The sequence below is a fragment of the Aquimarina sp. AWH4_224 genome (genome assembly GCF_056160245.1).
The window spans coordinates 389,448-407,341 of the sequence record NZ_JBSWWU010000001.1 but is presented as its reverse complement, the minus strand read 5'-3'; the positions used below and the strand labels follow the sequence as shown (position 1 = coordinate 407,341).

Annotated in this window: 26 protein-coding genes; 5 read left to right on the top strand and 21 right to left on the bottom strand. The window is 34.4% G+C overall.

Annotation, left to right across the window (positions count from 1 at the left end):
- Positions 1–115: 115 nt before the first annotated feature.
- Genes ACXAGJ_RS01970 through ACXAGJ_RS01955 form a run of 4 tightly spaced genes read right to left on the bottom strand, consistent with a single transcriptional unit; the run spans position 116 to position 1,922 of the window.
- On the bottom strand, positions 116–343 hold the full coding sequence (locus ACXAGJ_RS01970) for a hypothetical protein (protein WP_474836624.1): 228 nt from the start codon (positions 341–343) through the stop codon (positions 116–118).
- A gap of 27 nt (positions 344–370) precedes the next feature.
- Complete coding sequence (locus tag ACXAGJ_RS01965; RefSeq protein ID WP_473279784.1) at positions 371–1,333, bottom strand: sodium-dependent bicarbonate transport family permease; 963 nt, start codon at positions 1,331–1,333, stop codon at positions 371–373.
- Between the two features lie 23 nt (positions 1,334–1,356).
- The gene (locus ACXAGJ_RS01960) at positions 1,357–1,647 is read right to left on the bottom strand and encodes a hypothetical protein (protein WP_474836622.1); all 291 of its coding nucleotides are present in this window, start codon (positions 1,645–1,647) and stop codon (positions 1,357–1,359) included.
- 2 nt (positions 1,648–1,649) lie between these two features.
- Complete coding sequence (locus tag ACXAGJ_RS01955; RefSeq protein ID WP_073313679.1) at positions 1,650–1,922, bottom strand: hypothetical protein; 273 nt, start codon at positions 1,920–1,922, stop codon at positions 1,650–1,652.
- Between the two features lie 102 nt (positions 1,923–2,024).
- Here ACXAGJ_RS01955 and ACXAGJ_RS01950 point away from each other — a divergent pair, with 102 nt between their 5' ends.
- Positions 2,025–2,942 (top strand): LysR substrate-binding domain-containing protein, encoded by a 918-nt coding sequence (locus ACXAGJ_RS01950; RefSeq protein ID WP_474836620.1) that lies wholly within the window; start codon positions 2,025–2,027, stop codon positions 2,940–2,942.
- A 40-nt stretch (positions 2,943–2,982) separates the two neighbouring features.
- Here the strand turns inward: ACXAGJ_RS01950 and ACXAGJ_RS01945 are convergent, their stop codons facing one another.
- The 5 genes from ACXAGJ_RS01945 to ACXAGJ_RS01925 form a co-directional block, all read right to left on the bottom strand.
- The gene (locus ACXAGJ_RS01945; protein ID WP_170864535.1) at positions 2,983–3,138 is read right to left on the bottom strand and encodes a hypothetical protein; all 156 of its coding nucleotides are present in this window, start codon (positions 3,136–3,138) and stop codon (positions 2,983–2,985) included.
- 11 nt (positions 3,139–3,149) lie between these two features.
- Entirely contained in the window at positions 3,150–3,272 is a 123-nt protein-coding gene (locus ACXAGJ_RS01940) for a hypothetical protein (RefSeq protein WP_280174014.1), read from the bottom strand.
- Between the two features lie 198 nt (positions 3,273–3,470).
- Complete coding sequence (locus ACXAGJ_RS01935) at positions 3,471–4,013, bottom strand: hypothetical protein (protein WP_474836617.1); 543 nt, start codon at positions 4,011–4,013, stop codon at positions 3,471–3,473.
- Between the two features lie 50 nt (positions 4,014–4,063).
- The gene (locus ACXAGJ_RS01930; protein ID WP_474836615.1) at positions 4,064–4,966 is read right to left on the bottom strand and encodes a mechanosensitive ion channel family protein; all 903 of its coding nucleotides are present in this window, start codon (positions 4,964–4,966) and stop codon (positions 4,064–4,066) included.
- A gap of 36 nt (positions 4,967–5,002) precedes the next feature.
- Positions 5,003–5,506 carry a ferritin-like domain-containing protein gene (locus ACXAGJ_RS01925; protein ID WP_473279774.1) on the bottom strand — a complete coding sequence of 168 codons (504 nt, stop codon included), beginning with the start codon at positions 5,504–5,506 and terminating at the stop codon, positions 5,003–5,005.
- 515 nt (positions 5,507–6,021) lie between these two features.
- Between ACXAGJ_RS01925 and ACXAGJ_RS01920 the strand changes: the two genes are divergently transcribed.
- Together ACXAGJ_RS01920 and ACXAGJ_RS01915 are read left to right on the top strand one after the other, a co-directional pair.
- The gene (locus ACXAGJ_RS01920; protein ID WP_474836612.1) at positions 6,022–6,549 is read left to right on the top strand and encodes a DUF3124 domain-containing protein; all 528 of its coding nucleotides are present in this window, start codon (positions 6,022–6,024) and stop codon (positions 6,547–6,549) included.
- A 32-nt stretch (positions 6,550–6,581) separates the two neighbouring features.
- Positions 6,582–7,466: a bestrophin family protein gene (locus ACXAGJ_RS01915; protein WP_474836610.1), complete on the top strand. Its 885-nt coding sequence runs from the start codon at positions 6,582–6,584 to the stop codon at positions 7,464–7,466.
- An 8-nt stretch (positions 7,467–7,474) separates the two neighbouring features.
- On the opposite strand, the gene ACXAGJ_RS01910 is transcribed toward ACXAGJ_RS01915, so the two are convergent.
- Both ACXAGJ_RS01910 and corA read right to left on the bottom strand, forming a co-directional pair.
- A complete protein-coding gene (locus tag ACXAGJ_RS01910; protein WP_473279768.1) occupies positions 7,475–7,996 on the bottom strand; it encodes a mechanosensitive ion channel domain-containing protein in 522 nt (173 codons plus the stop codon).
- A gap of 45 nt (positions 7,997–8,041) precedes the next feature.
- A complete protein-coding gene (gene corA, locus ACXAGJ_RS01905; protein WP_474836608.1) occupies positions 8,042–9,109 on the bottom strand; it encodes a magnesium/cobalt transporter CorA in 1,068 nt (355 codons plus the stop codon).
- 267 nt (positions 9,110–9,376) lie between these two features.
- Here corA and ACXAGJ_RS01900 point away from each other — a divergent pair, with 267 nt between their 5' ends.
- Together ACXAGJ_RS01900 and ACXAGJ_RS01895 are read left to right on the top strand one after the other, a co-directional pair.
- Positions 9,377–9,595 (top strand): hypothetical protein, encoded by a 219-nt coding sequence (locus tag ACXAGJ_RS01900; protein WP_474836606.1) that lies wholly within the window; start codon positions 9,377–9,379, stop codon positions 9,593–9,595.
- 144 nt (positions 9,596–9,739) lie between these two features.
- Positions 9,740–10,171, top strand: a complete 432-nt coding sequence (locus tag ACXAGJ_RS01895) for a hypothetical protein (protein WP_073313652.1) — start codon at positions 9,740–9,742, stop codon at positions 10,169–10,171.
- Positions 10,172–10,265: 94 nt separating this feature from the next.
- On the opposite strand, the gene ACXAGJ_RS01890 is transcribed toward ACXAGJ_RS01895, so the two are convergent.
- The 10 genes from ACXAGJ_RS01890 to prs all read right to left on the bottom strand — a co-directional run bounded on the left by ACXAGJ_RS01890 (position 10,266) and on the right by prs (position 17,892).
- Positions 10,266–11,711 (bottom strand): nicotinate phosphoribosyltransferase, encoded by a 1,446-nt coding sequence (locus ACXAGJ_RS01890; RefSeq protein WP_474836604.1) that lies wholly within the window; start codon positions 11,709–11,711, stop codon positions 10,266–10,268.
- Positions 11,712–11,806: 95 nt separating this feature from the next.
- Positions 11,807–12,571 carry a metallophosphoesterase family protein gene (locus ACXAGJ_RS01885; RefSeq protein WP_474836602.1) on the bottom strand — a complete coding sequence of 255 codons (765 nt, stop codon included), beginning with the start codon at positions 12,569–12,571 and terminating at the stop codon, positions 11,807–11,809.
- Positions 12,571–13,122, bottom strand: coding sequence for a 2OG-Fe(II) oxygenase (locus ACXAGJ_RS01880; RefSeq protein WP_474836600.1), 552 nt, complete (start codon positions 13,120–13,122; stop codon positions 12,571–12,573). Before ACXAGJ_RS01880 ends, ACXAGJ_RS01885 begins: the two co-directional genes overlap by 1 nt.
- Positions 13,119–13,673 carry an RNA 2'-phosphotransferase gene (locus ACXAGJ_RS01875; protein ID WP_474836598.1) on the bottom strand — a complete coding sequence of 185 codons (555 nt, stop codon included), beginning with the start codon at positions 13,671–13,673 and terminating at the stop codon, positions 13,119–13,121. Before ACXAGJ_RS01875 ends, ACXAGJ_RS01880 begins: the two co-directional genes overlap by 4 nt.
- Position 13,674: 1 nt before the next feature.
- On the bottom strand, positions 13,675–14,151 hold the full coding sequence (locus tag ACXAGJ_RS01870) for a macro domain-containing protein (protein ID WP_474836596.1): 477 nt from the start codon (positions 14,149–14,151) through the stop codon (positions 13,675–13,677).
- Positions 14,148–14,783: a DUF4291 domain-containing protein gene (locus ACXAGJ_RS01865; RefSeq protein WP_474836594.1), complete on the bottom strand. Its 636-nt coding sequence runs from the start codon at positions 14,781–14,783 to the stop codon at positions 14,148–14,150. The genes ACXAGJ_RS01870 and ACXAGJ_RS01865 overlap by 4 nt, the downstream gene beginning before the upstream one ends.
- Complete coding sequence (locus ACXAGJ_RS01860) at positions 14,780–15,727, bottom strand: ADP-ribosylglycohydrolase family protein (RefSeq protein ID WP_474836592.1); 948 nt, start codon at positions 15,725–15,727, stop codon at positions 14,780–14,782. Before ACXAGJ_RS01860 ends, ACXAGJ_RS01865 begins: the two co-directional genes overlap by 4 nt.
- Positions 15,724–16,200 carry a nucleoside 2-deoxyribosyltransferase domain-containing protein gene (locus ACXAGJ_RS01855; protein WP_474836590.1) on the bottom strand — a complete coding sequence of 159 codons (477 nt, stop codon included), beginning with the start codon at positions 16,198–16,200 and terminating at the stop codon, positions 15,724–15,726. Before ACXAGJ_RS01855 ends, ACXAGJ_RS01860 begins: the two co-directional genes overlap by 4 nt.
- 24 nt (positions 16,201–16,224) lie before the next feature.
- Positions 16,225–17,061: an ADP-ribosylglycohydrolase family protein gene (locus ACXAGJ_RS01850; protein ID WP_474836588.1), complete on the bottom strand. Its 837-nt coding sequence runs from the start codon at positions 17,059–17,061 to the stop codon at positions 16,225–16,227.
- Positions 17,062–17,073: 12 nt separating this feature from the next.
- On the bottom strand, positions 17,074–17,892 hold the full coding sequence (gene prs / locus ACXAGJ_RS01845; RefSeq protein ID WP_474836586.1) for a ribose-phosphate diphosphokinase: 819 nt from the start codon (positions 17,890–17,892) through the stop codon (positions 17,074–17,076).
- Positions 17,893–17,894: the final 2 nt, after the last annotated feature.

The following is a 17,894-nucleotide window of genomic DNA, read 5'->3' as shown; positions in this document are numbered from 1 at the left end:
AATCTTTTATCTTGTTGTTTAACCATTACTAAATATTGTTAAACAAATCTACAATATTAGCACATTAATTAAAAGAGAAGATCAAAAATAAATCGATAATATTTTGTTAATTACCCTATTCTAAGAGCTTGTAAATTAGGTGTATTTCAGCTTTAATCGCTTTCAGTAAACGCTTGTGTTTTCTATGATTCCCCAAGAAACTGAGCAGACAAATATCTTCTTGAGTGCGGTACAATAAGGACTGGCAATTTTCTAGTCGTTCAGATAAACCTTGATGCCGGATAATATCCCGGTACAAAGGATCCAGACAACCAAGCGTATATTTTTTTACCAGTCCTTTCATTGATTTTAAGTAGGATTGTATGCTGTGTCAAAAGCTTTGAATCAGATACATATAAATTGGCATTCCCAATGTAATATTGAACGGAAATGTAATCGCCAAAGCCATAGGTAAATATAAACTTGGATTGGCTTTTGGTGCCGCAATACGCATGGCTGCAGGTACTGCTATGTAGGATGCACTTGCTGCTAGAATCGCTAACAAGAAACGATCCCCAACATTTTCTAAAAACAATCCCGATACTTTGGCTACCAATATCCCATTAATTAACGGAATTACGATAGAAAACAGGAACGCAAACCACCCTTTTTTAAGCAGTGCTCCTATTTGCCGTCCGCTGGTTATCCCCATGTCTAATAGGAATACAGCCAGGAATCCTTTAAAAATATCTGTAGTAAAAGGTTTAATTCCTTCAGCCTGGGCATCGCTAGCAATAAATCCAATGACTAAACTACCTAGTATTAACAGTACACTACCATTAGTAACCGCATGTTTTACTAATCCTAACAGTTCTTTGGTGGATTTTTTACCATTTGAGTATATACGCAAAAGAAATACTCCAATAATGATCGAAGGAGCTTCCATTAAAGCCATTACGGCAACCATGTGCCCCCCGAAATCGATTTGCTCCATCTCCAAAAAACTAACCGCAGTTACAAAAGTCACTGCACTTACAGACCCGTACGCTGCTGCAATAGCTCCCGCATTATCTGCAGTAAATTTCAATCTTAAAATAAAGAATGTATACAAGGGTACTAGTAATGCCATCAACATTCCAGCGATGATAGCATACGTAATATCTACACTGTACTCACTGTGGGCTAACTCTTGCCCGCCTTTAAAACCAATGGAGAGCAAGAGATATAATGAAATAAATTTAGAGGAATTTTGTGGAATTTTGAGGTCACTCTTAACTTGAGATGCCATAATTCCTAACACGAAAAATAATAAGGCCGGATTCGTTAAATTATCGACCAAAAGATGTAAGTTCATTGAAATTCAATGCTTTGCGTTTGTTAATCAATAACTTCTATTTCTAGCACACCGCTAATTTTCACTCTTTTGCCAGCGATTAATGCTTCTTTGTGAATCGTTTTAAAATCTTCTTTTTCCTGAAGTAATTCTTGTACTCTACTGTCATCATATTGGGTATCACTGTTAATATTACCCTCACACAAAGAAAGTCTGTGCAACTTGTGGAAATTGATTTTTTCTCTGATCAAACCATTGATCACATCTGCAGCTTCTGAAGCAGTAAATACTCCATCTACTAATTGTACCTTGTGTAAAACTTCTGTTTTTACCATAATTATTTAGTTTTTGATTTAAATTGATTTTTAGGATGAAAAGCTATAAAAGCGATAAGACACAGGATAACTCCCACTATCAAAAGTTCACCAGTGAGCTCGCTTTGAGAAGTATAACTGGCAAAAATTGCTGTAGCGTAAATCAAGGAGAATGCGATCAAACTCAAATTCTTTACCCGTTCATACAGCCTTACCTTATTGACTTTTAAGGTGAATATGGATTTTTCATTTTGTACCTGTATCGCTTTTGAAGCTAATTTGATATCGGTTTCCATAATGTTTGTTTTGATAATTGATTTTATTTTTCGGTGTAAAATTATGGAGTATAAACCATATATTTTTATTTATATTTGTAATAAAAATCATAAGGTTTATTTATGAATTATACTTTGCATCAACTTCAGATTTTTCTGGAAATCGTTGAAAAAGGTAGTATTACCAAGGCTTCAGAATCGTTGTTCTTAACACAACCTGCAGTGTCCATTCAGCTCAAAAAGTTTCAAGATCAATTCCCTTTACCGCTCACAGAAATTATCGGTCGTAAGCTGTATGTCACTGATTTTGGGAAAGAAATTGCCGAAGCTGCACAAAAAATACTGGAAGAAGTATCCACTATAGATCATAAGATTAATCAGTTCCAAGGAAAGTTAGCCGGTAAACTATCGATATCGGTAGTTTCAACAGGAAAATACGTGATGCCTTATTACCTATCTGATTTTGTAAATGCACATCCAGGAATTGATTTTAAAATGGATGTAACTAATAAGCTAAAAGTGGTTGAGGATCTGGAAGAGAATAAGGTTGACTTTGCTTTGGTATCGGTTTTACCAGAACATCTCGATTTGATAAAACTTCCTTTGGTAATCAATAGTTTATATCTTGTTGGTGGTGCAGAACGAGAAAAATTAAGGACTGGAAAAAAAGAACTCATTTTTACCGAACAACCCTTATTATATAGAGAACGAGGATCTGCAACACGTAAGGCTATGGAGGCTTTTATAGAGGGAAAAAATTTACCAGTAAAAAAGAAAATAGAACTCACATCCAACGAAGCTTTAAAACAATCTGTAATTGCTGGACTTGGTTATTCTATCATGCCAATGATTGGTATCAAAAATTCTTTAAACAATGGAGATATTACCATTATTCCTTTTAAAGGATTGCCGATTCGAACGCAGTGGAATTTGGTATGGTTAAAAAGAAAAAAATTATCTCCTGTAGCACAGGCATTTATAGATTTTTTGGAATCGGAAAAGGAAAATATTACAGCCAAGTACTTTGATTGGATTAAATAAAAAATCATTAGTCGATTATGTTGACTAATGATTTGACACATTATAAAGCGGTATTGGTGGTTTTAATTTCCCAATACGACATATCAGAAAAATCCGTACACTTCCGAGCCTTTTGTTGATTTTTCCAACGATCTATTTCGTTTCTTAGTTTTTTGGAGGTTTTGGTTTCTAGCGCTATTCCGTTTTTGTAAGACATGGTTTTGCTTATTATTTTTGGCGATCTATTATTTGATTTTGTACTGTTCTTCGTTTTAGTTTTCTTAAAAAGCTTTTGCTCCCGAAATACTTCTTCTGCAATCCTGGCCTTTGTATTTTATTGTTCTTTTTCATTGAATAACTGTTTTAAAGGGTTAGAAATAAGACTACAGTGATAACATACAGAATCATCGAAGCCGCTACCATAATACCAATGGATTCAAACAATCTGTTTTTGAAATTTTTCATAATGTTTTGTATTTAGGTTTTAGGAAATAGTTTGTTTAATGAAATATTGGGGTCGCGCAATCGACCCCAATATTTTTCTATTGTTTATAGAATTTGATAAGCCTCTACAGAAATTTTTTCTTTTTGACCGTTACTAAATGTTAGTTGATAGACTCCTTTTTGATCTATTAATTGTTTGTTTTCTAATTTATTAGCTGTTATACGATCTATTTTTTCAATTGTAGTATTTCTATGTTGTAAAGAAACTTCAAGTCCTTTTGCAGTAAATTGAAAATCATAGAAATTGTTCTCTGGGCGATCATAATTCAGTGTAATTATTTGATCATATTGTTTGTCCTGGTCGTTATCCAACATGACCACTTTGGTCACCTTTTCTTCGGCGTACACTTGATCTATTTTATTAGAGCTACGATTGTCGTTAGTTAATATCAGTGGTTGCATGGCAGACTCTACTTCAAATTGTTTATAAATAAATTCGTCACCATCCTTGACCACCGTCTCCTTTTTTTTCTCAGTTTCCAACGAAGTGCTTGTATGTTGAGCCTGTAAAAAACTAAGGGGAATTGATAGCATTGTAACTAATATATAAGTGAATACTGTGTTCTTATAATCTATATTAAATTTCATTTGTTGTTGTTTTTATAATGTTATTATTGAGTACGGTTTTCGTATTACTTTCAGTTTGTAGCGAATGCTTCCAGTTGATTTAAGTTTTTTATAGAGTGCTGCGGACTAAAATGTAATGTCCTGATTGGAAAAGGAATAGTAATTCCCGCTGCATCATAAGCTTTCTTAAGTTCAATAATCGCCTTACTTTTTGCCTTCAATCGATCTAATCCACTTGTACCCTCAATCCAAAATCTACAGAGGTAATTGATAGAACTGTCCTCAAATCCTGTATAATAGAATTCTATCTGTTTATCAATAGACTCCTGATCAAAAAACGCATGAATTGTTTTTGTTGTGAGCTTTTGTACCTCTTCTAGATCGGATTCATAACCAACACCACATATAATCGATACTCTCATTTTGGTAGTTAGGGAATAATTCTTGAAAGGGTTTTCAAGTATTTGTTTATTAGGAATTACCACTACATTATTATCTGCTTCCTTTAATACAAAGTAGTTGAGATTAATGTCAATTACTTCTCCAGCAAACCCATTAGTTTCTATCCAATTCCCTACTTGTATATTATTTCTAAACGACAATACTATTCCTGATATCGTATTTGATAACGTTCCTTGAAGTGCTAATCCAACTACTAATCCCGATACTCCTGCACCCGCCAAAATACTGGTCAATGCTTTTCCTAAGTTCAGTGCAGACAACGCTAGTACCAAACCTCCCAATACCACAAATACCGCAGTGCATCGGGCAACTAATTTTGAAATTGACGTTTGCTTTATTCTTTTGTGAGTAAGTTTCAAGGTTACTCGATAAACAAACCTGGATATGATATAGGAGACTAATAGTACAATAATGGCTACCAAAATGTTTGGAAGATTATTAATAAAACTATCTGCCCATGTTTGTAGTTTGTTGGTTACAATTCCTACTGAGGAATTTATTTCTGAATTCATAAGTATTGGTTTTTGGTATTGGTATTTGCATTAATATTAGGATTGAATCATACTGGTATCCAAGTGTTCTTTGGGTTCTTTATTCCAAGCAGATAGCATCCAACTATATTTTTCTAGTTCCCTTATATATCCTCCCATCATATCCAAAGTACCTTCGTCTCCAGCGTTTTGCGCATGAGAAATTACAACTCTCATTTGGGTTAATATTTTGGAATGGTCTTTTATCAATTCGCTTACCATTTCTTGATCTGTTTTTAAGGGAGATACCTCTTTTACCGTAGCTATTTGCAAGTAATCACTATACTTAGAGATGGGATGATATCGTAAGGTCAAAACACGCTCGGCAATTTCATCTATTTTGGCTCTGGCGTCTATGTATAACTCTTCAAATTTTTGATGTAATTCAAAAAAGTTCTTTCCTAAAATATTCCAGTGAAAATTTCTTAATTTTTGATAATACATATGGTAGTCTGCCAACAAGGTGTTTAATTCCATGACAACAGGTAATAGTTTTTCATCATTCATTTTCAAATAATTCATTTGCTATGATTTTAAAGATTAGTAAAAAGATGTATTGAATCTCAACAGCTAAAAACTAATTGCAGGTACGCAATAGAAAAGAAATTGTTTTTTTTAAGAACTCTGTTGTTCTAGCATCAATACACTTTCAATATAAAGGCATAGGGAATTTTGTCAAGGCATTTAACGGGCTTTAACCTCGATTAAGAATCTTTAACATAAGAACTGTTAAACATCGGGGGGGAATGTTAAATCTAACATAATAACTAATATTCAAAATAAGGCGGTTTTACTCAAAAAACACGTAAAAACAAGCTGTTTTATTGCGAAAAGATACATTTTTCACCAAAAATGAGTGATTTTTTACTTTTTCTAAAATGATCAAATTTCATAAAATAGATGTCAATAATGTTCATAATGTCACAGATATTTTAGGAGTACCACAAGTCTTAATAAAGATTTAAAAACGAAAAAATAGCTAACGAATTGATCCATTTTTTGTATACTAAGATCAACTTATATTCAACAAAACATCCATGAATTCTTTATCCTTACGACCTATTCTTTTTTTATTGACTTTACTCTTTTGTTATGCTTGTGTAAAACAAAATCCCAATAAAGTAGTAGAACAAGGAATATTGAAAGAAAATAAACTACCTCCTTCAGATGATGGTTTTTCATACCCTGTCCGAAAAGAGGTTTATGTTCCTATTTATTCTGACATATATAATAAGACAAAGGATTTTAGGTTTCAACTGACTGCAACTTTAAGCATTAGAAATACTAGTACCAAAGATTCACTATTTATCAAAAATGTAGATTATTACAATACTTCAGGGCTTTTTGTCCGTTCATATATTCAATCTCCTATCTACTTGAAACCTCTTGAGTCTATAGAATATGTTATAGAAGAAGAAGATACCTCTGGGGGAAGCGGCGCTAACTTTTTGATAACCTGGGGAGCACAAAAAAACCTGAAACCTATTTTTCAAGGAGTAATGGTTGGGGTTTCTGGCCAACAAGGTTTTGCATTTACTACTGAAGGAAAAGTAATCTCAGAATAAAGTTCTATTTTTAGGATAAATATGAACTTGAAATGATTTTAAATAAAAGAATTCCTCTTAGCTATACTTTAAAAAAGATTAAATGGGATGTTGTTATAACTGCGTTATTCGCTACCATCATTCATTTTTTTTCAGTTCATATCATACCTATTAACTTACCTATTGCATTGGGTGCTTTTTTGGGAACATCTATTACACTCTTGTTATCGTTCAAATTAGCTCAATCCTATGATCGTTGGTGGGAAGCGAGAAAAATATGGGGTAGTATTGTCAATGATTCCAGAACCCTAATGATACAAATACTTAATTTCTCCAAGGCAGATCATCATATACACCGAAAAATAGGTTTGAGACAGATTGCTTGGTGTTATAGTCTTGGCCAATCTTTAAGAAAACAAGATCCTGCAGAAAATTTGGAACCTTTTATTTCAGAAGACGAATTATTAAGATTGAAGACATTAAAAAATGTTCCTCTTCATTTGATCAACCTACATGCAATGGATGTCAAATTTTTACTGGATCAAAACCATATCAACAGCTATCAGCAAATACAAATTGATCAAACCATAAGCCGTTTAACTGCTGCTATGGGCATGGCAGAAAGGATAAAGAATACCGTTTTTCCTAAATCTTATCGATTGACGCTGAAGTTTTTCATTTATTTGTTCTTGGTGCTTTTATCTTTGTCATTAACAGACTTGGCGGGATTTATAGAGGTTCCCCTCCTAGTAGCTATATCACTTCCATTTTTTATGTTGGAGAAAATTGCTTTCAATATGCAAGACCCTTTTGAAAACAAGCCTACAGATACTGCTATGACCTCAATAGGAAGAACCATCGAAATTAATCTAAAAGAATTATTACACGAACAGGAAATTCCTGAGCCCTTGACAACTAAAAGATACTACATTCTTTAGTAAGAATATTATGTTTCTTCTTCGATGATAATCGGTTTTTTTCCTAATATTTCAATTCCTTTTTGCATCACCAAAGAGTTAGGAATGGTTACATTTTTACCATCATCTGTTTTTAGGAAAAGATAAAAACCTGTAATATCAATGAGTTCTCCGGTCCAATCAAAATCCTTGTCCAAAATACGTATGCGATCTCCTATGCGTACCGGATGACTAAAGAATAGAATAACGCTGGCCGTTAGACTTGACAAGATAGACCATTGGGCAAAAAAACCAACTCCCAGTACAGCCAGCACCGATGAGATAAAAACAGCAAATTGCTTGTGATCTACCCCCCAGATAATAGCCAGTACCGAAATACTAATGATGTAGATCACCAGGTAACTTAAATTAAAGATCACCTTTCTACGATTAATCTCTATAGCTTTGATAAAACCAAATCGCCTAATCGCCCTTTTGGTTAGAAAAAGAACAATAGCCATGATGGCAACTAAAATAATACTATAGAATATCTCTAACTTATATGCTAACATATAGAATAAGGTTTATAAATAGGCAAAGGTACGATTCAAATCTTGCTACAACCACTTCTTTCGTTTAAAATAGAATACTAATCCAAAGAAAATAACAAACATGACCACCCACAAAATGTAATATCCATATTCATAATGAAGTTCGGGGATATTCTCGAAATTCATCCCATAAATACCCGCAATAAAAGTAAGTGGAATAAAAATGGTAGCAATAATCGTGAGTACTTTCATGACTTCATTCATTTTATTGCTAATCGTAGTCATATACATATCCATCAACCCCCAAATCATCTCCCGGTAGATTTCTACATTTTCATGCACCTGTAGGATATGATCGTACAAATCTCTCAAATACAACCGCGTCTTTTTGTCTATCAATTGATGTTCACTTTTATCTAGTTTGTTAACCACTTCCCGTAATGGGAATATAGCGCGGCGTATTTTTAGAATTTCTTTTTTTAAACGTTGGATTTCGTGAGTAATATCGTCATTAGATTGTTCTTCAAACAAATCATCTTCTAACTCTTCGATCTTATCCCCCATCACCTCTATGATATTGAAATAATTATCCACCACGGCATCCATTAATACATATAACAAATAATCAGCCCCCATGGAGCGTATTCTTCCTTTACTGTAGCGGATACGATTACGTATGGATTCAAAAACATCTCCATCAGCTTCCTGAAATGAGATGACATACCCATCCCCTAATACAAAACTAATATGCTCAATAGAGAGTTTATTGTTTTCATCAAAGTATAGCATTTTGAGGACGACGAACAGATATTCCTGATATTCTTCTATTTTAGGCCTTTGCTCAGTATTGGCAATATCTTCTAGGATGAGCGGATGTAAATTACAATGGGTCCCTAACTTTTCGATAGCCTCAGTATGGTTCAATCCATTAATATTGATCCAGGTGATAGGTTTAGAATCTATGTACGGATAAGCCTCTTCTATTTGATCCAACTCTTTTTCGTCGAAGAAGTTTTTGTCATAATCAAATACATCTACATATAGGTCTCCGCTATGCTTTTTACCCACATAGACCACAGATCCAGGAACCATGCCTAAGGTGTTTTGAAATGAGGGGGATTTATTTTCTTCCATTGTATATTTTACCGTTTAATAGTATAGACAAAGTATTAATTTTTTTGATCCCTGCAAAGTTCTTAAATCTGTAGTAAGGTTAGAATTTTGACCGAATCATAAAACTATTCAAACAATAGTTAATTTTTGTTTAATGTTCATTGTAATTAATTAAACAACATGTATATTTATGGTATGAAATTTGAGGCAAAATAGATGTTGATTTCAATTTTTTCTGAAACAACAATATTTTTAAAATTTTTTCTAACAATTATAAAAACATTACGAATGGAATTGATACAAGATGCATTGGAATTTGAAAATCGTAAGATGTCAAATATGTCAACTAGCGACAGAGTAGCCGCTTCCAGAGAAGCCAAGTCGCTAATATTAAGTATAAATGAGATTTATAAAAAAACAAAGGATGCAGATCTTATGGATTTGATGAAACGTCTTACGGCCAAAAAACGAAAAATTGAAAAACGATTAAAAGGATTACCTGTGTAACCCAGCAGATATTTATTGTGTTTAGTGATTTTATCAATACCAGCAATGAGGAATGATGGATGCGTTTAGATGTTGGTTTGAATCGAGGAATACCCTGTCTTTTATGATTCTTAACAGGGTATTCTTTTTTAAAATAGAATAATTATGATTTTAGAAACCACATACAGTAGCAAAGAGAACAAAAAGATTATCAACGATTTGGTAGGGAAACCTTTTTCTTTGATTCAATCATTTAAGATGAAAGGTATTGGGTCTAAACGCATGATTATTGATGATGTGAGCCCAAATCTTAGTAAGTATCTAAATTCGGTATCAGATTTGAGTTATGGTAGTATTGAATTGCGCCCTAATGGTATTCTACTAGCCATCAACAAAGGATTGCGGAATTTTACCTGGATCATTCCTTACTATCAGTTTTATATGTATAAAACCAACGGAGTAAGTATACATGCTCAGGGTAAATTTGTACACTTCAAGAATAATAGAACACATAAAGAAAATAAGTCATTTTTTGATAAACTTACTCATCTTAAAGCAGACTACGATATTAGATTTCCGCATGTAGATTCTATCTGATGCTACAAACAAATTAACCTCTAAGCGATTTAAACTTAAAGGTTAATTAAATAATTTTAAATATTTTTAAATCAGTATTTTATATTTTTAATCTTTACTTTATAATTCTTTTTCTGATTTGATCCAAAGTATCATCTACTTTTAGTTCTCCGTTGATAAAAACGGTTTGCAATACACCTTCTTTTTCTTCCTCTTTTGAAACCTGATCTTTAAAGTTTATGCTTCCGTTTTGTTGATACAACTGGATCAAACCTTTTGCAGATTTTTTGGTACCATCATCGGTTACAGGATCTTTGAAGATTTCTCGTCCTTCTCCATTTACTTCTACATAAGTAGCTTTCATAGCAAATCCAAAAGTATCTCTGGTATTGTATTGATATGTAAAGCTTCCGATACCTAATACCACATTGGTAGATGCAAATCCTTTTTGTTTTAGGCGTTCACAAATTTGAGTAGCTCTTTCTATAGTTATACTATCTCCATATATAGCACCTATTTTTGGATTTAGCACCTTATAACCTTGATCATTAATGGTTCCTCCAAATTCATCCCAAAGTAGTTCTATTACACCTTTGGCAACAATTGGGTTTTCGTGTTCGCATCCACAGATAATATCTACCGGATCTCCAGAATCAGGACGAATCACTAGTTTCCCTTCGCGATCCAGCACTTCTTGCTTTAGTTCTGGAAGATATTCAGTCAATACTTTCCACAAATCCCAGGTATCCGACACTACTGACAATATTCCTGTTGGATAGGTTTCTAACAGTCTTCTAAAGGTTCCAATCTCGTCATCCTTACTACCTGCACACATCACACTGTGTTCTGTTGCATTTACACTACCAATTACCAATTCTTTGGTTACATCGGTATTGTAATACGTTTCATAAGCCTTAGCAACGGGTAAGGTATCACTTCCAGAAAAAGCCAAAGCGTGCCCCATCCCACTCAAAATAGCCGATTCTGTACCAGACATACCACGCATCGAAAAGTCATGACCTTGCCAAGTAACAAATTCTAAGTTATCCTTGTCGGTATCCATAGCATACTGATTCAGTATTCTTCGGTATTGTTTAGCTATTGTAGCCGAGGTACAAGGTTGCCAAATGATACTAGATAATAGGGTTTCCAGATAGTTTGTTAACCAGAAAAACTCAGGTTTGGTATTCACCAAAGTAAACATCGGTACTCTAATTGGCACTTCTGTACCCTCTGGTATCGCTTTTATCTCTATAGGTAGATATCCCAGATCGTGTAAGGATTCAACATGCTGGATATCATAATCCACACCCAAGTAGTGATCTACGTATTTTTTGTATTCTGAAACTACTACATCTTTGGGTTGATTAAAGAAGTCTTCATTAAACCTCTTGATCAAATACTCCTTGATAAAGTATTGCAATCCGAAAAACACCACATTATTTACGCCTTCTACTCTACTCTTTCTTGGCGTCCAATTAGAATATACAAGGGTTGTTCCTTGTGGATATTGTTCTCTGTGGCCTAGTTTATATCCGTCTGTCAAAAGTAGTGGGTTCATAATTTATTATTTTGCGTTATTTATACGCAAATATAAAACAGAAGTTTGATTCTACAAAACATTTAGCTTCTTTTCTTTAGAAAAATCGAATACAACTAATTTCTGCCCCGCTCTTTGGGATACAACTCAGTTAACGGATCACTTTGCCAAAACTCTTTCGTATCTACATCCATTATACTCAGTTTCCCCGTAAATGCCGCTCCCGTATCCAAATTCCAAACATTTAATCGATTCATGGGGATATTCTCATTCTCATGGAGTGTAGGTGTATGGCCAATAAAAATTTCCTTATAGAATTTATACCGCAAAGGATCATAAAACAACTCATCTCCTCCTCCTTTTACTCTAATCTCATGTATCGCGATAGCGTCCTCCCATAGTGTACGATCATAACAATAATTCACCCGGTTTTCATTACCAATTCCTAAAACTGAGGTAAAACCAGCATGCAGGAAGAGCCTATTTTGCGAATCAATATGATAATACTTTAGGTTTTGCAGAAACTGTAAATGTGCTTTGTTTTTGTGATACCCCGTTTTAACGTAGCTAAAAATGGTGGATTCTCCACCTTGAGCTAACCAGAAAGGACTATTTCTTTTATCTGTATCCTCAAGAGGATAAATAGCTCCATGCTGTAGCCAATTTTCTAATTTTAGATCGTGATTACCTTTTAAAAATATACATTCTTGCTCTTGCTGTAAGTCTATAAAAAACTGAATAGTTTGAGCCGATTCACTCCAACCATCCACATAATCTCCTAGAAATAGCAACGTATCTTTTGGGGTTACCGCAGCTCTCTCCAAAACCTGAAGCAGCGCTTTATAACCTCCATGTATGTCTCCTATGGCAAGGGTTCTCATTACATTTTGTACATTATATCTGTCCGTAACACATATTTGGTTCCAGAGATGATAGCTTTACCTTCATGTCTAAGCGGATGATGAAACAAAAGAGCATCTCCTTTTTGAGGTTGTACTAGTAGTGTTCCTTCTTCAAAATGAGTTTCTCCACCTTCAAAATCATCATTTAGATAAATCAAGAATGAAAAGAAGCTACATTCGGTGTTATTTCGTTTATAACTTCCATCTCTATGCATTTTAAACCGTTCTCCCTCTTCATATTTATAAATTCGAAACATTTCATTAAGCCCAATGGCTTTGTACTTCCCGAAGGTTCCCGCAACAAACGGTTTTATCTGTAACCAAATCTTTGTTGCTAAAACTTCATCTTTAAACAAGATACGTTTATTGTTTCGTATTCCTTTAAACATAACTTGTTTACTATCGATACTCACTTTTGCTTCTTCAAATGACACTTTTTCTCCCCTCTCAATAAATTCATTACATTCCTCAAAAGATAAAAAGTTCTTTACCATAAAAATTTCAGGGTGTAATTCTATTCGCTCTTTCATTCTTTTACTTCTTTAAATTCTAAATATTTTGCGGGAACATGATCCGTTAACCATACCTGATTATCCGATTGAAAAAATGGAATACCATCACTATACATCTCACCAGCTCTCACCGTCAAAATAATAGGTTTTCCTCTACGAGAGGCTACAGCTGAAGCCGTATCCAACTCTTCGCTAAGATGTACATGATGTCTGCTCATTTTAAGCAATCCTTTTTCTTTGATAGCTTCTATAAATTTGTCCACCGTACCATGATACAAAAACTGCGGTGGTTGTTTTGGAGTATAGTTTAGGTTGATAGCGACAGAATGCCCTTGATTGGCTCTTATTTTTGTATGATCCTCATTAAAAGCAAATCGTTGCTTATCATTTGATGATACTATTTCTTGCAAAAGATTTAGATCCAGACCAGAAAACTGCTTTTGTAATTTAATCAGTAAGGTTTGCACATCCGCCCAGCCCTGATCATCCAAGGCTAATCCAATTTTTCCTGGATCATGTCTTAAAATCAAGCTTAAAAATTTACTGATCTGTTTATAGTTTGGTTTCATTTCAATTAAAATCATATACATAAACATCTAACTCTTTTTGAATTAGTGTCTCTTGTATTATTGGTTCTATTTTTTCCCATTTACCTCCAGCAAGTCCGCACCCTATTCTCGGCATATGAATGCTGGCAGAGAGTAGTTGAGCTTCTTTTGCAATCTTTTCTAAACATTCTCTCACCGCTTCATATCGTATTGGCACTCCATTACTTCCTGTTTTTATTCCTTGTTGCGCTATCATATTTCCTACATAAATATAATCTGCAACCTGAATTACCTGAATAGCTCCTAATTCAAAATCATTTTTTGCTCTATTTCGATGCCATTCTCTATACGATTTTTCAGGCTCTGACCATCTTTTTGAAATCGCAAGAACAAATCCTTTTCCCCAACCACCAATATTGTTACATATATGTACAATGATCTTTGTTCCCTTTGCTTGTGGAACAGTAGCATCTCCTTTTAAATAGGTGATTTCTTTCATTTCAGCATCAAATATTTATTCAATTCTTCATTTTCAAAAACTAATGGTTTCTCATTAGGGATCACTAACTCGTTCAAATTTTTAGATTTCACAAACTCATATTGCTCTTTTACAAAATCTGAAATATCTTCAATTTCTAAGATATCATCTTTTGAATAAGATTGTATATACTCTTTCCGAAGACCGATTTGTATTGCTCTACGCTCTAATTTGGCTCCATAGGGATCATGATCTGGATCCCATTGCAATCGTACATTCGATCGTTGTACATCCTTTTGCCAAGTTTCATAAGACTTATACAACTCTGGTTTGAATGAAGAATACACGGCATTTTCTAAGTAATTTTCAAAAGCCGTTCTTTTAAGATGTATTGCTAGTACGACTTCCTGTCCTTCTTTTGTACCCCAACCGTTTCGAAACATCATCCAAAGAAAATTGGGTTTGATCCAAGTCATGCGATCTAAACTAAAATTACCTCCAAAATATTTATTTTCGGCGGCAAAACTTCCTATATCAGGTCTGTAGGATTGATATACTATTATTTTTTCTTCATTATATTGAGCCATAATGTGATAACCACTTTCTGGCCATTTATCTAGTTGTTCTGTATATTTTTTTAATTCTAATTTCATTGTATACTTGTATTAAATCTATCGATCAGCTCTTCAATATCTTCAAGTCTAGCTAATCGAGATTTCCATGTCTCTGGGATACCTCCATCTCCAACATATAATCCTGCTAATCCTCCTGTAATTGCAGCGGTAGTATCAGTATCTCCTCCAAGATTTACAGCTTTCAAGACGGCTTCAGCATAAGTATCACTATTCAAAAAGCACCATAGAGAAGCTTCTAAAGAATGGAGCACATAACCTGTACTCTGTATGGTATTTTCCTTTTCCTTAGAAATATCCCCTTCTAAAATTCGTGCAAAGAGATCAATTTCATTCGTATTGAAATCCATGGTTTTTGAAAACTCCAAAATCGGTTGTTTTATATTTTTATTTGCTTCATGTTTCTCTTGCCCTTTTAATAACAACAACCCATATTCAACATAGATAAAACAAGAGAATACAGATCTAAGATGCGCATGCGTTACAGAAGATACTTCTTTTATGATTTCGTAACGTTTTGATATTGATGTTTCTCTGTGAAGAAAATAGACCAAAGGCAAAGTTCTCATCAGGGATCCATTACCATTATCGTGTTCGAACATATTACCAGAAAACTTAGCGGATAAACCAGATAATACTCTATCCAAAGAATGTCTAGTGCTACCGCCAACATCAAAAACTTCGTGATGAGCACCCCAATATCCAGTGCTATACCACTTTGCAAAAGTTTGTCCGATATCTTCTATATCATACCCTTTAATCAAACTATCAACGAGACACAGTGTTAGCGATGAGTCATCAGACCATGTTCCTGGAGGTTGATTCCAGCACATGTATCCCATATAATCGGTTACTGGTTCATTTTTTAAATATTCTCTGGATTTAAATTCAACCGGAACGCCAAGTGCATCCCCTATTGCTACTCCTAGTATCCCTCCTTTTAAACGATCTAACATCGATTTCATTTCTTTCTCTTTTTAATCACTTCAATCAATTCTTCTAATCGATCTACTTGTTGTACTCCGTACCGTTTACAGACGATATCTACATTTCCTTTTCTCCAAAAACCCTCTGGGCAACATACGATTAGTTTCCCACTTTTGGCAAATAATCCCAGTTCTAGCAATGAAATTGGGGATTTGGTCCCTTTATCAAAATACATAACTATCAAATCACATTGCTCCAAAGCGTCCAATTCCCAGGTAACCTGCTCATTAAACTGTGGATTTGTAATTTCTTGCTTCCAGCTAGTGTCCCAATTCAACCTTCGTGGATTAAGCAAGGTAACTTGATTTCCTTCTAACGCTTGAATCACTTTATCCTGCCATTTTTGGGCTGTATCCCCTTCGATACTACCGGCCAGAAAAACAGAATAATCTTTGATATTCGTTACATCCTCTGGCGCTGTAATGACACGCACTTTATTATGTATTCCCATAGTGTATTCCTGTATGCTTTATATTCAAAAACCAAACTTTTGTTGTAGCTTCCTATCTAGTGTTAACAGATAATCTCTACCATACTTACCATTTTCTAGCTCATCGTATAAAAAAGATGGTAAATCATTGACTGCTCCCTTTTTTACACTCAAAATAGCCATAGACATTTCGGCAACGGTGTCGGTATCTCCTCCATAATTTATTCCTTTTTGCAAACACGATTGCATACTAGTCGCTTCAGTTACCAATGGAATCACTGCATTGGTAGTAGGATATGAGTGCATATCGATAGGACTAACGATTTGATAATTTCCCTTTTCCTGTATGGTTTCATCCAAAAACTCGATCAAAGAACCTTCATTCACATATAAATAGTAATGAACGGCCAAGGCAATGCGTAATGCCCCGGCAATTCCTTCTTGCGTATCATGAGAAGTTTTAGCTTGAATTTCAACAAAAGCCTTCAATTGATCAATATCCCGAATATATCCCAAGGTATACGCTCGCATCGCAGCTCCGTTACCAGAACTCTGATCATTGATGGTTTTTAAAAAATCTTTTCCTGTTTTGCTGCTGTACAGCGCATCATATACACGATTAGAATATCCTCTGCGTATATCACGATGAAATACTTCTACAAACTTATCTGCTACCTTTTCTTGAGTCCAATCATCATCTTCTATCAATAACTCTGCAATGGCAATGGCCATTTGCGTATCATCGGTATACTTTTTATAAATCTCGGTATACAAACCATGAGAATGATATGCGGTGAGTGTATTGTTTGTTTTTATAAACTCATCTTTTCGGAACTCAAAACCCGCTCCATATGCGTCTCCTATTGCTGCTTCTATGATCATAATCCTAGTTTTTTAAAGTGAAAATTGATACAGTTTGTCATGATCAAAATCCTTGAATGAATTCGTGGTAAATACATAATCAAATTGATCTGTCAATACCTCTACTCCTTTACTAAAAATACCATGGCTTACTGCCAGACTTAATTCCCCTGCATTCTTTGCTTTAAGTTCTTCGGCAAGGCCTAAAAAAGTTCCCCCACCATCACAAATGTCATCGACTATCATACAGTGCTTTCCTTTTAAATCATCTTCATACACTCTGAAGCCGGATAACTGCCCCGTTTTTACATCTCTTTTTTTGGAACACTCTATAACTTCAACTCCACCCAGGTATTCTGCAACTTTATAGATTTTCTTCAACGCTCCACCATCTGGAGAAATCAATAGAACTTCTTCATTGATCTTCTCTATACACGTCTTCACAAATTCATAATTGTGGATCACTTTTACATTATTCAATAATGCGGGTGTTACTTCAGAATGTGGATCAAATACGGTTACTTGATTGTATTTTTGAGCATTAATCATATCTGCATATACTTTTACACTCAAGGACTCTCCTGCTACCATCACTCTATCCTGTCTAGCTGCCGGGAAATAAGGAATAAAAGCATTGATATACCTTACTCCCATTCTACGAAGTGCATCTGTAGCAATGAGCAACAATCCCATATCGTTAAACGAAGAAATACGATGCGTAATAGTAACGGTATTCCCAATTTGTTGTTCTTTTATTTTGATATGAGGTTCTCCTCCATTGAAAACAAAAGCATCAAATTCGATAGAATTTTCATAAGGTGTGAACGAAGGGTCTAGATGTAAATACTTCATTA

Coding starts and splice junctions, on each gene's coding strand:
- ACXAGJ_RS01875 (WP_474836598.1), bottom strand. CDS start 13,673: ATGAAACCAAACTATAAACAGATCAGTAAATTTTTAAGCTTGATTTTA.
- ACXAGJ_RS01850 (WP_474836588.1), bottom strand. CDS start 17,061: ATGATCATAGAAGCAGCAATAGGAGACGCATATGGAGCGGGTTTTGAG.
- corA (WP_474836608.1), bottom strand. CDS start 9,109: ATGGAAGAAAATAAATCCCCCTCATTTCAAAACACCTTAGGCATGGTT.
- ACXAGJ_RS01925 (WP_473279774.1), bottom strand. CDS start 5,506: ATGAATTATTTGAAAATGAATGATGAAAAACTATTACCTGTTGTCATG.
- ACXAGJ_RS01915 (WP_474836610.1), top strand. CDS start 6,582: ATGATTTTAAATAAAAGAATTCCTCTTAGCTATACTTTAAAAAAGATT.
- ACXAGJ_RS01945 (WP_170864535.1), bottom strand. CDS start 3,138: ATGTCTTACAAAAACGGAATAGCGCTAGAAACCAAAACCTCCAAAAAA.
- ACXAGJ_RS01965 (WP_473279784.1), bottom strand. CDS start 1,333: ATGAACTTACATCTTTTGGTCGATAATTTAACGAATCCGGCCTTATTA.
- ACXAGJ_RS01960 (WP_474836622.1), bottom strand. CDS start 1,647: ATGGTAAAAACAGAAGTTTTACACAAGGTACAATTAGTAGATGGAGTA.
- ACXAGJ_RS01860 (WP_474836592.1), bottom strand. CDS start 15,727: ATGAAATCGATGTTAGATCGTTTAAAAGGAGGGATACTAGGAGTAGCA.
- ACXAGJ_RS01935 (WP_474836617.1), bottom strand. CDS start 4,013: ATGAAATTTAATATAGATTATAAGAACACAGTATTCACTTATATATTA.
- ACXAGJ_RS01940 (WP_280174014.1), bottom strand. CDS start 3,272: ATGAAAAAGAACAATAAAATACAAAGGCCAGGATTGCAGAAGAAGTAT.
- ACXAGJ_RS01890 (WP_474836604.1), bottom strand. CDS start 11,711: ATGAACCCACTACTTTTGACAGACGGATATAAACTAGGCCACAGAGAA.
- ACXAGJ_RS01910 (WP_473279768.1), bottom strand. CDS start 7,996: ATGTTAGCATATAAGTTAGAGATATTCTATAGTATTATTTTAGTTGCC.
- ACXAGJ_RS01865 (WP_474836594.1), bottom strand. CDS start 14,783: ATGAAATTAGAATTAAAAAAATATACAGAACAACTAGATAAATGGCCA.
- ACXAGJ_RS01895 (WP_073313652.1), top strand. CDS start 9,740: ATGATTTTAGAAACCACATACAGTAGCAAAGAGAACAAAAAGATTATC.
- ACXAGJ_RS01955 (WP_073313679.1), bottom strand. CDS start 1,922: ATGGAAACCGATATCAAATTAGCTTCAAAAGCGATACAGGTACAAAAT.
- ACXAGJ_RS01920 (WP_474836612.1), top strand. CDS start 6,022: ATGAATTCTTTATCCTTACGACCTATTCTTTTTTTATTGACTTTACTC.
- ACXAGJ_RS01950 (WP_474836620.1), top strand. CDS start 2,025: ATGAATTATACTTTGCATCAACTTCAGATTTTTCTGGAAATCGTTGAA.
- prs (WP_474836586.1), bottom strand. CDS start 17,892: ATGAAGTATTTACATCTAGACCCTTCGTTCACACCTTATGAAAATTCT.
- ACXAGJ_RS01930 (WP_474836615.1), bottom strand. CDS start 4,966: ATGAATTCAGAAATAAATTCCTCAGTAGGAATTGTAACCAACAAACTA.
- ACXAGJ_RS01885 (WP_474836602.1), bottom strand. CDS start 12,571: ATGAGAACCCTTGCCATAGGAGACATACATGGAGGTTATAAAGCGCTG.
- ACXAGJ_RS01900 (WP_474836606.1), top strand. CDS start 9,377: ATGGAATTGATACAAGATGCATTGGAATTTGAAAATCGTAAGATGTCA.
- ACXAGJ_RS01870 (WP_474836596.1), bottom strand. CDS start 14,151: ATGAAAGAAATCACCTATTTAAAAGGAGATGCTACTGTTCCACAAGCA.
- ACXAGJ_RS01855 (WP_474836590.1), bottom strand. CDS start 16,200: ATGGGAATACATAATAAAGTGCGTGTCATTACAGCGCCAGAGGATGTA.
- ACXAGJ_RS01970 (WP_474836624.1), bottom strand. CDS start 343: ATGAAAGGACTGGTAAAAAAATATACGCTTGGTTGTCTGGATCCTTTG.
- ACXAGJ_RS01880 (WP_474836600.1), bottom strand. CDS start 13,122: ATGAAAGAGCGAATAGAATTACACCCTGAAATTTTTATGGTAAAGAAC.